We start from the raw sequence: 15,027 nt of genomic DNA on the forward strand, positions 1-15,027 counted from the left end.
TGACGCGCCGTCCGCCCCGCGGGCCGTCCGTTCCCGCCCCGGGAGGCGGGCGCCCCGGGACGCGGGTGCGCTGATCCCGGGGGGCGGTTCCGGAGCCGAGGCGGAGGTCGGCCGAGGGCCGTTCGGCCGGCGGCGGCGGGCCGCCGCGGTGGCCGGGAACGGCCGTGTGCGCAGTGTCTGCGACACGCCCGGCCGATCGACATGTGGTGCTCGTCACACGTGCCGGAGCGGGCCCGCGGGCGCTCGGCCGCCGGGGGAGCGGGCCCGGACGGCAGGTGCCACGGTGGGGCCCGGCCGGTCGTGCACGGCCCGTGGGGCGCGCGGGGGCGCGCGTCATGCGCGCAGGTGAAACGGCGTCTGACCAATGTGCTGATAGTCGGTCAATTTTGAACCTGTCGGGTGGATTCGGTGGATGCCGAGGGGTCGGATCGTCATACGATGTCCGGCGGGGGATGACAGTGCGTGACGCCCGGTGGCGGCGCGCACCCGTGATCATGCGTCACACACTTCGCACATCGCACAAGTCGGACGGCGGCACCGCGTAGCCGCGCGCCGTCCGAGGGGGAGGGACACCTCATGGGGCGTAGAGCCCGAATTGCCGCTGCCTGCACGGTCGCCGGACTCGTGATGGCACTGTCGCCGGTTCCCGGCGCAGCAGCCGTCACGACGCCCAGGATCGACCTGCGGCTGCTGATCGTCGACGACGGCGGCCCCGCCGTCGGCGCGATCGTCGCCGAACTCGACAGCACCGGCGTGCCGTACACCCGTGTCGACCTCAACGCATCCGGTCGGCCGACCATCGCCGCGGCCTTCCTCAGCGACACGGTCTCCGGCGCCCCGCGCGCCAAGTTCCAGGCCGTCGTCATGCCCAGCAACGCCCCTGCCGGTCTGGGCGCGGACGAACTCACCGCCCTGGCGGCCTACGAGCAGCAGTTCGGTATCCGCCAGGTCGACGCCTACACGTACTCCCAGCCGGCCGTCGGCCTCGACTGGGGCGCCGGCACGACCGGTTACGCCGGCACCCTGGACGGCACGCAGGCCCAGGTCACCGCGGCCGGCAGCGCCGGACCGTTCGGCTACCTGGAGGGCGGCATCGCCTTCGAGGACAACTCGCCCAGCGTCCCCGAGAGTTACGGCTTCCTCGCGCCCGCGCTCGCCCAGCAGGCGGCCGGTGCCACCTTCACCCCGTACGTCGACGCGCCGATCCCCGGCCACAGCGGCAGCCGCGGCTCGCTCGTCGGCGAGTACGCCCACGACGGGCGGCGCGAACTCGTCGTCAGCTTCGTCTACAACGCGTACCAGCGGCAGTACCGGCAGCTCGCCCGCGGCATCGTCGAGTGGGCCACCCAGGGCGTCCACCTCGGCTACGACCGCAACTACTTCGCGCTGCACGTCGACGACGTCTTCATGTCGGACGACCGCTGGGACACCACCCTCAAGTGCACCCCCGGCGACGTCACCTGCCCGCCCGGCAGCAACCCGGACGAGCACCCCATCCGGATGACCGCCGCCGACGCCCTGTACCTCAAGCAGTGGCAGCAGACGCACGGCTTCAAGCTCGACCTGGCCTGGAACGGCTCCGGCAGCGAGGACTTCAAGGACGACAACGGCGGCACCGACCCGCTGGCGGCCCAGCTGATCGCCGACCAGAGCTCCTACCGCTGGATCAACCACACTTACACGCACGCCTTCCTCGGCTGCGTGCAGGACGTCACCGTCGTGCCGTGGCGCTGCAGCACCAACGCGAGCGGCGCCACCGTGTGGACCAGTCAGGCCGAGATCACCGGCCAGATCACCAACAACCGCACCTGGGCGTCCACCAACGGCCTCACCGCGGCCGACAACACCGAGCTGGTCACCGGTGAGCACTCCGGGCTGGTCACCAACCCGCAGCAGCCCACGGACAACCCGTACCTCGGCCCCGCCGTCAACGCCACCGGCACCACCTGGCTGGCCAGCGACGCCTCCCGCGAGCACGACCAGCGCGCCGTCGGCAACGCCCTCACCGTCCCCCGCTACCCCCTCAACGTCTTCTACAACGCGGCGACGGCCGGCGAGGAGGTGGACGAGTACAACTGGATCTACACCTCCCGCGCGCAGGGCGGCAGCGGCATCTGCGAGGACAACCCCGCCACCAGCACCTGCCTGCCCACCCCGCTCGACACCACCACCGGCTACGCCGACTACATCGTGCCGCTGGAGGCCCGCCTCGCCGTCAACCGGGCGATCAGCAACGACCCGCGACCGCACTTCGTGCACCAGTCGAACTACGCGGAGGGCCGCATCGCCTACCCGGTGATGGAGAGCATCCTCAACGAGTACGACTCGCTCTTCACCGCCGACACCCCGCTGGTGAACCTCCGTCAGAAGGACATCGGCACGGAGCTGAAGCGCCGCGCCGCCTGGGCCGACGCGATCGCCGACGGCCAGGTCAACGCCTACCGCATCGGCGACACCGTCACCATCACCGCACCCTCGGGCACCCTCGTCCAGGCCACCGTGCCCACCGGCACGGTGCAGCAGCAGCTCGTCGGCACCACCGCCTTCGGCACCGCCTACGCCGGCAAGCTGTCCGGCTGGGCCGGTCCCGGCCTGCTGCAGACCAGCGTCACCCTCAAGCTGCCCAGCGGCAGCGAGGGGCTCCTGACGGCCGTCGCCAAGGTGCTCAAGACCACCACCACCGCCACCGCCCGCATCCTGCCCGTGCCCAGCGGCGTCAAGACCCCGGTGCCCGCCGGGCCCGCCGCCGACAGCGACACGCTCGACCAGACCGCCGGCGGCACCACCGGCTGATCCGGCCGGCGGCACCCGCCACGGGCGGGCCGGGCCGGGGCGCACCACGCCCCGGCCCGGCACCCCGCCCCGCACCACGCGCTCCGCACCGCCCGCCGTCCCGGGGGCGGCACTTCCTGGGGGGGAAACCATGACCAACCACCTGCACGCCGTCCCGGCGGCCGTCCCCGAACCGCAGACACCGTCGGCCGGCGCCACCCGCACCGCCGATCTCGCGCACCTCGTCGGCACCCGGGTCACCCTGCTCACCGAGGGCACCTACCCGCACAGCCACGGCGGCGTCAGCGTCTGGTGCGACCAGCTCGTCACCGGCATGCCCGACGTCGAGTTCCGCGTCGTCGCCGTCACCGGCACCGGCGGCCAGCCGCTCTCGTGGGACCTCCCCCCGCACGTCACCGACGTCCGGGCGGTGCCGCTGTGGGGCCCCGCGCCCGCCGGCCAGGCCCCCCGCGGCAACGCGATGCGCGCCTTCCTCACCGGCTACGAGCGCTTCCTGCTCTCCCTCCTCGACCCGGCCGAGGAGGCCGCGTTCGGCCCCGAGCTGTACGTCCTCGCGGACCACGCCCGGGCCGGCCGGCTCAGCCCCGCCCTGCGCTCCGAGGCCGCGCTCCGCGTCCTCGCCGACGTGTGGAACCGCCCGCACCTCGCCACCTCCGCGGCCCGCCCCAGCCTGCACGACGCGCTCACCGCCACCGAACTCCTCGAGCACGCCCTGCGCCCGCTCGCCGCCCACCCCAAGCCGGGCGGCGTGCTGCACGCCGTCAGCGGCGGCCTCGCCGCCCTGCCCGGCCTGGTCGGCAACCACCTGCACGGCACGCCGTTCCTCCTCACCGAGCACGGCATCTACCTGCGCGAGCGCTACCTCGGCTACGGCACCGGCTACGCGTGGCCGGTCAAGGCCCTGGTGCTCGGCTTCTACCGGATGCTCGCCGTGGAGAGCTACGCCCGCGCCGCCCTCGTCACCCCCGGCAACCGCTACAACCGCCGCTGGGAGGAGCGCGCCGGCACGCCCGCCGACCGCATCCGCACCGTCTACAACGGCGTCGACCCGGCCGCGTTCCCGCCCGCCGGGCCCGAGCCGGAGGTGCCCACCCTCAGCTGGGCCGGCCGGGTCGACCCGATCAAGGACCTGGAGACGCTGATCCGGGCGTTCGCCCTCGTCCGCGCCGAGATACCCGCCGCCAGGCTCCGGCTCTTCGGCGGCACCCCGGCCGGCGGTGCCGCCTACCGCGAGCGCTGCGAGGCGCTCGCCGCCGACCTGGGCGTCGGCGACGGGGTGGTCTTCGAGGGCCGGGTCGACGACATCCGGGACGCCTACGCCGCCGGCAACATCGTGATGCTCTCCAGCATCAGCGAGGGCTTCCCCTTCACCCTCATCGAGGCGATGTCCTGCGGACGCGCCACCGTCTCCACCGACGTCGGCGGGGTCCGCGAGGCCGTCGACGACACCGGTCTCGTCGTGCCGCCGCGCGAACCCGAGGCGATGGCCCGCGCCGCGGTCGAACTGCTCCGCGACCCCGCCCGCCGCGCCGAGATGGGCCGCGGCGCCCGCGCCCGCGTCGTCGAGCAGTTCACGCTCCGGCAGACCATCGACTCCTTCCGCGAGATCTACCAGGAGCTCGACCGCCGCGACCGCTTCCGGCCCGCCCGTGACAGCGGCCCCTTCGACTGGTGGAGCCCCGCCCTGCGCGCCGCCGCCGCCGCGGCCGCGGCCGCCGGCCCGGCCGACGCCCGCCCGGCCGACCTCGGCCCCGCCGCCGTGGGAGCCGCCGGATGAGCACCCTGCTGAACCTCTCCGAGGACGGGCCCCGCCCCGAGGACACCGTGCTCCTGCGCCTGCCCCGCCGCCGGACGGCACCCGCCGACGGCGACGGCGCGGGCCACCGGCCCGACGAGACCGTCGCCCTGCGCGTCCTCAGGCCCGGCGAGGCCCGGCCCGCACCCGACGAGACCATGGCGCTGCGCATCCTCAAGCCCGGCGAGGCGCAGCCCGCCGCCGACGAGACCATGGCGCTGCGCGTCGTCGACCCGCAGGCCGCCGGCCTCCGCACCGCCCCGGACGGGCCGCCCGTCCCGCTGCCCGCGGATCCGCTGGACGAACTCGCCGAGCGCCTCGCCGACGTCTGCGCCCGCGCCGTCCACCCCTTCGAGATCGCCGCCGTCCTGGAGTCCGACGGCCTGACGGACGAACAGGCCGCCGTCCTCTACGGCCGCACCGACTCCTTCTCCATCGCCGACGAGCTCTTCGCCCGCACCGAGCGCCGCCACACCGCGCCGCCCGAGCCCGCCGACCCGTGGCAGGCCGACCCGCTGCGCACCCTGCTGCGCGGCCTGCTCTTCGCCCTGCCCGGCCTCGCCTACCTGCCCGCCGCGCCCTTCCTGCGCTCCGGTACGGCGGCCGGCGCCCTCGCCCTCACCGCGCTCGTCGGCTGGGCCCTCAACCAGGCCCTCGCCCACCGCGCCTACGCCTGGCGCGCCCTCGGCGCACGGTACGCCGTGGGCCGCAGCCTCCTGCGCGGCGGCCTCGCGGCGACCGTCCTCGGCACCGGCGCGGCCGCCCTCGCCGGCGCCACCTGGCCGGTGCTGCTGTTCGCCGCAGGGCAGTCCCTCTACCTCGCCTCGGCCACGGTGCTGCTCGTCACCCGCCGCGCCAAGCGGCTGATGGGCGCGCTCACCCCCACCGCGGCCGCCGCCGCGGCGACCCTCGCCACCGACCTGCCGCAGCACGTCGCCCTCGCGGGGCCCGCGCTCTCGCTCGTCCTCGCCGCCGCCTTCGCGGGCATCGAGACCGGGCGGCGCCTGCGGGCCGGCGACCCGCCGCCCGCGGGCGGGGTGCCCGTCGCCGACAGCCTGCCGCACGGCCTGTTCGGCCTCGCCGTCGGCGCGCTCGTCCTCACCGCGTCGTTCGGCGACCCGTGGCGGCCCGCCCCGGCCGGCGGCGCCTCCGCGGCGGTCGCCCTCACCCTCAGCATGGGCCTCGCCGAGTGGCTCCTCTTCCGGTTCCGCAGCCGCTCGGTCACCGCCCTGCACACCAGCACCACCGCCGAGCAGTTCCGCACCCGCACCGACCGCACCCTGCTCGGGCTGCTCGCCGGCTACCTCGCCGTGCTCGCCGCCCTCGGCGGCGGCGCCGCCCTGCTCTGGACGGCACGGCTCCCCGCCGCCGGCCAGCTCGGTGCGCTGCTGCTGCTGGGCGCACTGCTCTGGACGGCCCTGCTGCTCCAGGTCTTCGGCGCGGTCTGGCCGCCGGCGCTGATCTGTACCGCCGCGGCGGTCGCGGAGACCACCGCGACCGCCGTGCACCCCGCCGCCGCCGAGGCGGCCGGGCTCGCGGCCACCGGCCTCGCCGTGGCCGCCATGATCCTCATCACCCGGGCGAGGACCGGCCGCGTCACCGCGCACAGATGACGCCGCGCCGGCACCCGCCGGCCACCGCCGCCCCGCCCGGCACATCCCTGCCCGACCGCGCCGCGCGCGCCCGGGCCGCCCGCCGAATCCGCGTTCCCACACATCGGAGGCTCGCCATGAGCAGCAGCACCACCGGCAACCCCCTGGCCGCCGTCACCGGCGCCGAGGGCTTCATCGGGTCACATCTCGTCGAGACCCTGGTCACCGGCGGTCACCGGGTCCGCGCGATGGTCCAGTACAACTCCTTCTCGTCGTTCGGCTGGCTGGAGACGCTCCCGGCCGAGATCCTCGACCACGTCGAGATCGTCCTCGGCGACGTCCGCGACCCCGGCTCGGTGACCGGCCTCGTCAAGGGCACCGACGCGGTCTACCACCTGGCCGCGCTCATCGCGATCCCGTACTCGTACCGGGCCCCGCACTCGTACGTGGAGACCAACGTCACCGGCACCCTCAACGTGCTGGAGGCCGTCCGCCACCTCGACATCCCGCGGCTCGTCCACACCTCCACCAGCGAGACGTACGGCACCGCGCAGACCGTGCCGATCACCGAGGACCACCCGATCAACACGCAGTCGCCGTACGCCGCCTCCAAGGCCGGCGGCGACCGCCTCGCGGACAGCTACCACGCGAGCTTCGAGACCCCGGTGGTGACGCTGCGCCCGTTCAACACCTTCGGGCCGCGGCAGTCGATGCGCGCCGTCATCCCCACCGTCATCGGCCAGGTCGCCGCGGGGGAGCGCACCATCACCCTCGGCGACCTCCGGCCCACCCGTGACTTCCTCTACGTCAAGGACACCGCGGCCGCCTTCGCGACCGTCGGTACCGCCCCCGCCGAGCAGGTCGTCGGCCGCACCTTCAACGCCGGCACCGGCGGCGAGATCTCCGTCGGCGACCTCGTCTCCCTGATCGGCAAGCTCATGGACGCCGACCTGACGGTCCGTGAGGACACCGACCGCATCCGGCCCGCCGCCTCCGAGGTCATGCGCCTCGTCGCCGACGCCACCCGGCTGCGCACCGCCACCGGATGGGCCCCCGCCCACTCGCTGGAGGACGGCCTGCTCGCCACCATCGCGTTCTTCCGCGACCCGGCGAACCTGGCCCGCTACAAGACCGACCTGTACAACGTCTGACCCCGGCGCCCGCACCCCACCGCACCCCAGACAAGGAGCACCAGCATGCACGTTGTCATCCTGGCCGGCGGCAAGGGCGTACGCCTGCGCCCGTACACCACGGCGCTGCCCAAGCCGCTGGTGCCGATCGGCGACCAGCACGCCATCCTCGAAATCGTCATGCGGCAGCTCGCCGCGGCCGGCTTCGAGAGCTGCACCCTCGCCATCGGCCACCTCGGCCACATCATCCGCGCCTACGTCGGCGACGGCTCCCAGTGGGGCCTCGACGTCACCTACACCAGCGAGGACAGCCCGCTCGGCACCATGGGCCCGCTGCTCACCATGCTCGACCGGCTCCCCGAGCAGTTCCTCGTCATGAACGGCGACGTCCTCAAGCAGCACATCGACTCCGAGGCGCCGCTCACCATCGCGACCTACGCCCGCAAGGTCGACATCGACTTCGGCGTCCTCACCACCGAGCACGGCCGGGTCACCGAGTTCCGCGAGAAGCCCAGCATGGACTACCACGTCTCGATGGGCGTCTACGGCCTCTCCCGGACCACCCTCGCCCGCTACACGCCCGGCCGCCCCCTGGGCTTCGACGACCTCGTCCTCGACCTGCTCGCCGCCGGCACCCCGCCGCAGGCGTACGAGTTCGACGGCTACTGGCTCGACATCGGCCGCCCCGACGACTACGACCGCGCCAACGCCGACTTCCACGAGCACCGCGACCTCCTGCTGCGGGGTGCCTGACCGATGGACGTCCTCGTCCTGGGAGCCACCGGCTTCCTGGGCGGCCACATCGCGGACCACCTGCGCGCCCTCCCGGGCGCGCGGGTGGTCCGCGCCGGCCGCACCGCCACCGCCGACGTCGCCCTCGACCTCGCCGAGGCGACCCCGGCCGCCCTCGCCGCCCTGCTCGCCGAGCTGCGCCCCGCGGCCGTCGTCAACTGCGCGGGCGCCGTCACCGGCGACGGACTGCGGCAGACCGGCCTCAACGCGCGCGGCCCCGCCGTGCTCGCCGCCGCCCTGCGCACCACCCTGCCCGCGAGCCGCCTCGTGCACCTCGGCTCCGCCGCCGAGTACGGCGCCTGCCCGCACGGCACCTCGCTCGACGAGCAGGCTCCCGCCCGTCCCGGCGGCCTCTACGGCGCCACCAAGCTCGCCGGCACCCTGGCCGTCACCGAGGCCGCCGCCGCGGGCCAGGACGCCGTCGTGCTGAGGGTGTTCAACCCGGTCGGGCCCGGCGCCCCCGCCGCCTCGCTGCCCGGCCGGCTCGCCGCCGAGATCCGCCGCGCCGGCCCGGACGGCACCGTCACCGTCGGCGACCTCTCCGCGCACCGCGACTTCGTCGACGCCCGCGACGTGGCCCGCGCCGTCGCCGCCGTCCTCACCGCCACCGGCCCGCTGCCGCCGGTCGTCAACATCGCCGGAGGCGCCGCCCGGCCCGTCCGCGACGCCGCCCGCGCCCTCGCCGACGCCGCCGGATTCCGCGGCCGCATCGAGGAGCACGGCGCAGGCTCCGAACGCTCCGCCGCCGTCTCCTGGCAGCAGGCCGACATCACCACCGCGCTCGGCCTGGGCTGGGAGCCGCTGATCCCGCTCGCCGACTCGCTGGCCGACCTGTGGCACAGCCTGAAGGACACCCGGGAGCCCACCCCCTGATGGAGCGACTCCTCGTCCCCCTCTACGTGCACCCCGCCGAGGACCCGTCCGCCTGGCGGGCCCTCGTGCGGGCCGCACCGCGCCTGTACGCCGTCGTGCTGAACGCCGCCGACGGCCCGGGCACCGCCCCCGACCCGGTGCTCGCCGAACCCTTCGCGGAGCTCCGCGAGGCCGGCGTCCGCATCCTCGGATACGCCGACACCGCCTACGGGCAGCGCCCGCACGCCGCCGTCACCGACGACCTGCTGCGCCACCGCGACTGGTACGGCACGGACGGCGTCTACTTCGACCAGGCACCCACCGACCCGGCGTTCCTGCCCCACCAGCGGCGGCTCACCGTCGCCGCCCGCGCCCTGGGCTGCGAGACGGTCGTGCTCGGCCACGGCACCCACCCGGACCCGGCGTACGCCGCGGACGACGTCGCCGACGTCCTCGTCACCTTCGAGGGGGACTGGGACGCGTACGAGAGCGACCGGGTGCCGCGCTGGACCCTCGACCACCCGGCGGAACGCTTCTGCCACCTCCTGCACGGCGTGCCGCCCGGCCGGGTGCGCGCCGTGGCCAGCGAGGCGCGCCTGCGCGGCGCGGCCCTGCACTACGCCACCCACGGCACGGGGGACAATCCGTGGCGCACCCTGTCACCCGTCCTGGCGCCGGTCCCGGCGCTGGCCGCGACGACACCCGCCCCGACGACGGAGAGCCCGTGACGACCCGACGGACCCGCACCGCCGCACCCGCCGCCGCCCTCGCCGCGGCCCTGCTGCTCGCCCTCGCCGGCTGCTCCTCCGACGGTGACGACGGGGCCGGCCCCGCGCCGGACACCGTCACCGCCGCACCCACCGGCACGGGCCCCGGCAGCGCGTCCGGGTCCGCGAGCGCCTCGCCCGCCTCGCCCGCCCCGTCCTCGCCGTCCCCGGGCGGCAGCTCCCCGGCCCCCGGCGGATCCGCCACCGGCGGTACCGCCGGCTCCCACCCGCCGCCCGCCCAGGCCCGCTGGCAGCCCAGGCCCGGCACCGCCTGGCAGTGGCAGCTCGACGGCCGCGTCGACACCGGCGTCGACGTGCCGGTCTACGACATCGACGGCTTCGAGAACGACGCCGCCACCGTCGCACGGCTGCACGCCCAGGGCCGCAAGGTCATCTGCTACGTCAACGTCGGCGCGTACGAGGACTACCGCAGCGACGCCAAGGACTTCCCCGCCGCCGTCCGCGGCGAGGGCAACGGCTGGAAGGGCGAGGCCTCCCTCGACGTCCGCCGCACCGACGTCCTGCTGCCGCTCATGGCCCGCCGCTTCGACATGTGCCGCGCGAAGGGCTTCGACGCCGTCGAGCCCGACCTCGTCGAGAACTACCACGCCGACACCGGCTTCCGGATCAGCGCGGCCGACCAGCTCGCCTACAACCGGGCGATCGCCAAGCTCGCCCACGACCGCGGCCTCGCCGTCGGGCTGAAGAACGACCTCGACCAGATCCCGGCCCTCGTCGGCGACTTCGACTTCGCCGTCAACGAGCAGTGCGCCGAGTTCGGCGAGTGCGACGCCCTCAAGCCGTTCCTCGCGGCGGGCAAGGCGGTCTTCCACGTCGAGTACACCACCCCCAACGACCGCTACTGCGCGCGGAGCCGGCAGCTCGGCCTCAGCTCCATGACCAAGCACCTCGAACTCGACGCCTGGCGCAAGCCGTGCTGACGTAGCGTCGGTTCCGTTCCGGGCCGCGCAGCCGGGCTGCCGGTCGACCGCAGCCGGGCCGCAGCCGACCGCAGCCGGGCCGCCGGCCCCGGGGCGCTGCCGCCGTCAACTCCGGGCCTGCAGCGGCACCGCGGGCGGCAGCCCCAGCGCCGTCCGGGACGGGGCGTCGGACAGCGCCCCCAGGTCGGTGCGCAGGGTGGCGACCGCCGTGGTGAGCAGGGCCGGGTCCGCGGCGACGGCGGCCGCCGCGGCATGCCGCTGCAGCGCGTCGAGACGGGTCCGGAACTCGGCGATCAGGCCGCCGGCGCGGTCCGCGGGGAACACGCCGAGCCCGGCCCGGGCACGGGCCGCCCCGTCGGAGACGTCGTGGGCCCACCGCCGGTACTCCTCCGGCTTCTCGGCGGCGCTGCCGGCCGGCTCCGCGGAGAGCGCGGCGAACAGCGGCCGGGTGGCCGTCAGCCAGGTGAGCTGGTCCTCGGTGTACGCGGTGCGGTCACGCCGCAGGCCGCCGGTGCGGGGCTCGTCGGAGACGTAGAAGCACAGGCCCCAGCCGGGCACCGCCGCCCAGTCGGCCCGGGTCGGCGGGTACGGCAGGACCCGGACGGCCGCGGGCAGCGACCGGGGGTCCAGGTCGAGCTGCCCGTGGCGTGCGGTGCAGCCCGTCGCGGTCGCGCGGCCGGCCGCGTCCGCACCCGGGTAGGGGCCACCGGCCAGCGGCACCACGGCGAACAGCTCTCCCCGGTGCGGCCCGTCGCACGGCGCGGGCGTCACCCGGCGCGGGAGCCGGCCCCCGGAGTCCGGGCCCTCCTCGAAGCAGCCGCCCGGGCCGACCTCCACCACCGGGACCGTCCCCGCGTCCGCCGCACGGCCGATCAGCGAGGGCACCGTGAGGGCGAGCACCACGGCCCACCCGCAGGACAGCACGATGCCGGTGACCGCGAGCCCCCGGCCGCGGACCTCCGGACGGCCGCGCAGCCGGAGGAGCGCGACGATGCCCAGGGCGAGGCCCGCCGCCCAGGTCACGACGGCGAATCCGAACATGCCCAGCGCGAACGACGCGACCGCCTGCCCGCTCATCTGCTGCTTCTGCTGCTGCGGTGGGGGCGCGGCGGTCTGGCGCCACGGCCCGCCGTACGGCTGTGCCGGGCCGCCGCCCTGGCCGTACGGCGGTGTGCCGGGCCGGGGCACACCGGCCGGTGGCGCGTGGAGGGTGCGCACGACCGCCGCCGGGGCGGGCGGTGCGGGGACGTCCGTGACCGGTGCGGGGGCCGGCGGTGCGGGCTGCGGGTCCTCACGGTCGGCGGCGGTGCCGCCCGGCTCGTCGGCGACGGATGCCATGGGTGATGCCCTCCGGTGCACGGTGCCGCCCGGGACGGCGGTCGCGCGAGGGTATCCGACCGTCGGTCCGTCGTACCGGGAATTTGGCGCGACGGGGGCCGCAGGGGCCGCCGCGGCCTCCCCGGAACGGGCCTGGCGGGCTTCTCACGAAGGGTCGAGAGTGTCCACAGGAAGATCTCATCCGCCGTCCCTAGCTTCGGCTCATGGAACACGACCACCACGAAGGCCAGCGCGTCAGCCGCCGGACGGCCCTGGCCGGTATCAGCAGCATCGGCCTCGGCGCCCTCCTCGCGGCGTGCGGCAGGAGCGGCAGCACCACCGCGACCGCCTCGGACGGCGCGAGCGTCAGCATCTCGCCCCAGGCGTCGACCACGGAGGATCTGACCGGGCTCTTCGCGGGGTCCAACACCTGCACGCTCACGGCCTCCACCACGCAGGGCCCGTACTACTTCGACGCGGACAAGATCCGCGCCGACATCCGCGAGGACCGCAAGGGCACGCGGCTCAAGCTGGCGCTGCGGGTGCAGGACAGCGAGAGCTGCGCGGCCGTGCCGAACGCCGTGGTGGAGATCTGGCACTGCGACGCCGACGGGCTCTACTCCGGCGCCGAGAGCCTCTCCGGCGGTGGTGGCGGCGGTGGCGGTGCGATGCCCTCCGGTGCACCGGACGGCGGCGCACCGGGTGGCGGGGCGCCGAGCGGCGCGCCCGGCGGGATGCCGTCCGGCGGTCCGGGCGGCGGCCCCGGCGGCACGCCGCCGTCGGGCATGCCCTCGGGGATGCCGTCCGGTGCCCCCGGCGGCGGCGCCGGGGGAGCGGGCGGGGCCGGTGGGGTCGGCGCCCAGGGCGACCTCACCCCGCAGGACGACAAGCGCTACCTGCGCGGGGCCCAGGTGACCAACAAGGACGGCATCGTCGAGTTCACCACGATCTGGCCCGGCTGGTACCGCGGGCGTACGGTGCACGTCCACGCGATGGTGCACGTGAACAACGAACGCACCCTCACCACGCAGCTGATGATGGACGAGAAGCTCAACTCGGCGGTGTTCACGAAGGCGCCGTACGCCGTGCACACCGGCCGCGACACCTTCAACGACGGCGACAGCATCTACAGGCCGAGCATGCTGCTCAAGATCACCGAGGACGGCGACGGCTACCTCGGCGTCATCACGCTCGCGGTGGACCCGGACAAGGACGGCAAGTAGCCCGGCCGTCGGACGCCCGGCCCCGAGGCGGCACCTCCCCGTGCGGAGGTGCCGCCTTCCGTCGTTCCCGGGAGGGCCGGGGCGGCCCGCCTCGCGCCGGTGCGCCGTGGGTGCCCCACCTGTACGCCGCCGCTGGTCGGGGGTGCTTCCACAGCTCGGAGCGCCGCGGCCGGGCCGGTGGTTGGGACGGTGGCCGGGCAGTCCGGGAGAGCGCTCCCCCGTGTCGTAGGGCCTGGGGGGAGCCGATCGAGCGTTGACGGAGCATCTTCAGGATGTCTTGACAGTGCCCGCAGGGCCTCCTATCTTCCCGTCAGAGAGCGCTCTCTCAGTGAACCCCCACCTTCACGGCACCACCGCACACCGCACCTTCAGGCTCCTTCCCCCACCCGATTGGAGAGCCATGAGGTCGTCCTTCGGCCTGCGGTCACGACCGCGTGCACACCCGCGTTCCCTCACCCTGCCCCGCCTCCGCACCCCCGCCCGTCGGCGGCTGGCCGGGCTCCTCGCCGCCGTCCTCACCGCCGCGGCGGTGCTGACCGGCACCGTCGTCCAGGCCCAGGCCGCCGACACCCCGATCTCGCAGGGCCGCCCGGTCACCGCCTCCTCCCTGGAGAACGCCGCCTACCCCGCCGGTCTCGCGGTCGACGGCAACGGCGGCACGCGCTGGTCGAGTTCGGCCGCCGACAACCAGTGGATCCAGGTCGACCTGGGCGCCAACGCCTCGATCAACCGGGTCGTGCTCGACTGGGAGGCCGCCTACGCCAGCGCCTACCAGGTGCAGGTCTCCGCGACCGGTGCGAGCTGGGTCACCGTCCGCGTGGTCGCCGGTGCCACCGGCGGCCGGCAGACCCTCGACCTGTCGGCCACCGGCCGGTACGTGCGGGTGCTCGCCACCACGCGGGCGACCGCCTGGGGCGTCTCGCTCTGGGAGTTCCAGGTGTTCGGCGCGCTCGGCACGCAGACCGTGCCGCCGGGCGCCGTCCGGGTCGCCGAGTTCCTCGCGGACTGCCCGTACAGCCACCGCCTGCCGGACGACCCGATCGTCTTCCCCGGCCTGCCCGGCGCCTCGCACATGCACAGCTTCTTCGGCAACAACGCCACCAACGGCAACTCCAACCTCGGAAGCCTGGAGACGGCCGGCGGCACGTGCAACCCGGTCGCCGACATCTCCTCCTACTGGGTGCCCACCCTGTACGCGGACAACGTGCCGGTCGAGCCCACCGGCACCACCTTCTACTACCTCGGCGAGGGCGTGCGCGACGACGTGATCGCCAACACCCAGCCGTTCCCCCGCGGTCTGCGCATCGTCGCGGGCAACGCCAAGTCCACGGGCCCGCAGGACAACACCATCTCCCGCTGGTCCTGCCTGTGGGCCGGCCAGGTCAACCCGTCGCACGACTTCGTGAACTGCCCGGCCGGCACGATGCTGGAGTCGTACCTCGACTTCCCGCAGTGCTGGAACGGCAAGGACCTCGACTCGGCCGACCACAAGAGCCACATGGCGTACCCCGTCGGCGGGGCCTGCCCGGCCACCCACCCGGTGCCGGTGCCCAAGCTCCGTCAGGTGCTGCGCTACCCGGTCACCGGCGACCCGTCCCGGCTGCGGCTCGCCTCCGGGCCCGGCTACACGATGCACGGCGACTTCTTCAACGTGTGGCCCGCCGCCGAGATGGAGCGGCGCGTCCGCGACTGCATCAACCCGATCGTCAAGTGCGGTGCCGACGGCCGTCCGTGACGGTTCGACCGCACACCCGGGGCCCGGGCGGGACGGCGACGTCCCGCCCCGGCCCCGCCCGACCGGCCCTCCCCGGGGCGGGGAGCCGCG

Annotated in this window: 11 protein-coding genes; 10 read left to right on the top strand and 1 reads right to left on the bottom strand. The window is 75.2% G+C overall.

Annotation, left to right across the window (positions count from 1 at the left end):
- Positions 1-576 precede the first annotated feature (576 nt).
- The 8 genes from SNE206_RS19835 (at position 577) to SNE206_RS19870 (ending at position 10,662) form a co-directional block, all read left to right on the top strand.
- Positions 577-2,793, top strand: coding sequence for a hypothetical protein (locus tag SNE206_RS19835; RefSeq protein WP_407914758.1), 2,217 nt, complete (start codon positions 577-579; stop codon positions 2,791-2,793).
- A 130-nt stretch (positions 2,794-2,923) separates the two neighbouring features.
- Positions 2,924-4,570 (top strand): GT4 family glycosyltransferase PelF, encoded by a 1,647-nt coding sequence (pelF, locus tag SNE206_RS19840; RefSeq protein WP_407914759.1) that lies wholly within the window; start codon positions 2,924-2,926, stop codon positions 4,568-4,570.
- Positions 4,567-6,201: a hypothetical protein gene (locus SNE206_RS19845; protein ID WP_407914760.1), complete on the top strand. Its 1,635-nt coding sequence runs from the start codon at positions 4,567-4,569 to the stop codon at positions 6,199-6,201. Before pelF ends, SNE206_RS19845 begins: the two co-directional genes overlap by 4 nt.
- 116 nt (positions 6,202-6,317) lie before the next feature.
- A complete protein-coding gene (locus SNE206_RS19850) occupies positions 6,318-7,331 on the top strand; it encodes a GDP-mannose 4,6-dehydratase (RefSeq protein ID WP_405014581.1) in 1,014 nt (337 codons plus the stop codon).
- Between the two features lie 45 nt (positions 7,332-7,376).
- Positions 7,377-8,063 carry a sugar phosphate nucleotidyltransferase gene (locus SNE206_RS19855; RefSeq protein ID WP_407914761.1) on the top strand — a complete coding sequence of 229 codons (687 nt, stop codon included), beginning with the start codon at positions 7,377-7,379 and terminating at the stop codon, positions 8,061-8,063.
- A 3-nt stretch (positions 8,064-8,066) separates the two neighbouring features.
- Positions 8,067-8,975 (top strand): NAD-dependent epimerase/dehydratase family protein, encoded by a 909-nt coding sequence (locus tag SNE206_RS19860; protein ID WP_407914762.1) that lies wholly within the window; start codon positions 8,067-8,069, stop codon positions 8,973-8,975.
- A complete protein-coding gene (locus tag SNE206_RS19865) occupies positions 8,975-9,682 on the top strand; it encodes a spherulation-specific family 4 protein (protein ID WP_407914763.1) in 708 nt (235 codons plus the stop codon). The genes SNE206_RS19860 and SNE206_RS19865 overlap by 1 nt, the downstream gene beginning before the upstream one ends.
- On the top strand, positions 9,679-10,662 hold the full coding sequence (locus tag SNE206_RS19870; RefSeq protein ID WP_407914764.1) for an endo alpha-1,4 polygalactosaminidase: 984 nt from the start codon (positions 9,679-9,681) through the stop codon (positions 10,660-10,662). The genes SNE206_RS19865 and SNE206_RS19870 overlap by 4 nt, the downstream gene beginning before the upstream one ends.
- Before the next feature lie 105 nt (positions 10,663-10,767).
- Here the strand turns inward: SNE206_RS19870 and SNE206_RS19875 are convergent, their stop codons facing one another.
- The gene (locus SNE206_RS19875) at positions 10,768-12,000 is read right to left on the bottom strand and encodes a hypothetical protein (RefSeq protein ID WP_407914765.1); all 1,233 of its coding nucleotides are present in this window, start codon (positions 11,998-12,000) and stop codon (positions 10,768-10,770) included.
- A 203-nt stretch (positions 12,001-12,203) separates the two neighbouring features.
- Here SNE206_RS19875 and SNE206_RS19880 point away from each other — a divergent pair, with 203 nt between their 5' ends.
- A complete protein-coding gene (locus SNE206_RS19880; RefSeq protein ID WP_407914766.1) occupies positions 12,204-13,202 on the top strand; it encodes a protocatechuate dioxygenase in 999 nt (332 codons plus the stop codon).
- A 400-nt stretch (positions 13,203-13,602) separates the two neighbouring features.
- Positions 13,603-14,937 (top strand): DUF1996 domain-containing protein, encoded by a 1,335-nt coding sequence (locus SNE206_RS19885; RefSeq protein ID WP_407914767.1) that lies wholly within the window; start codon positions 13,603-13,605, stop codon positions 14,935-14,937.
- Positions 14,938-15,027 lie beyond the last annotated feature (90 nt).

Source organism: Kitasatospora sp. NE20-6 (genome assembly GCF_045862635.1).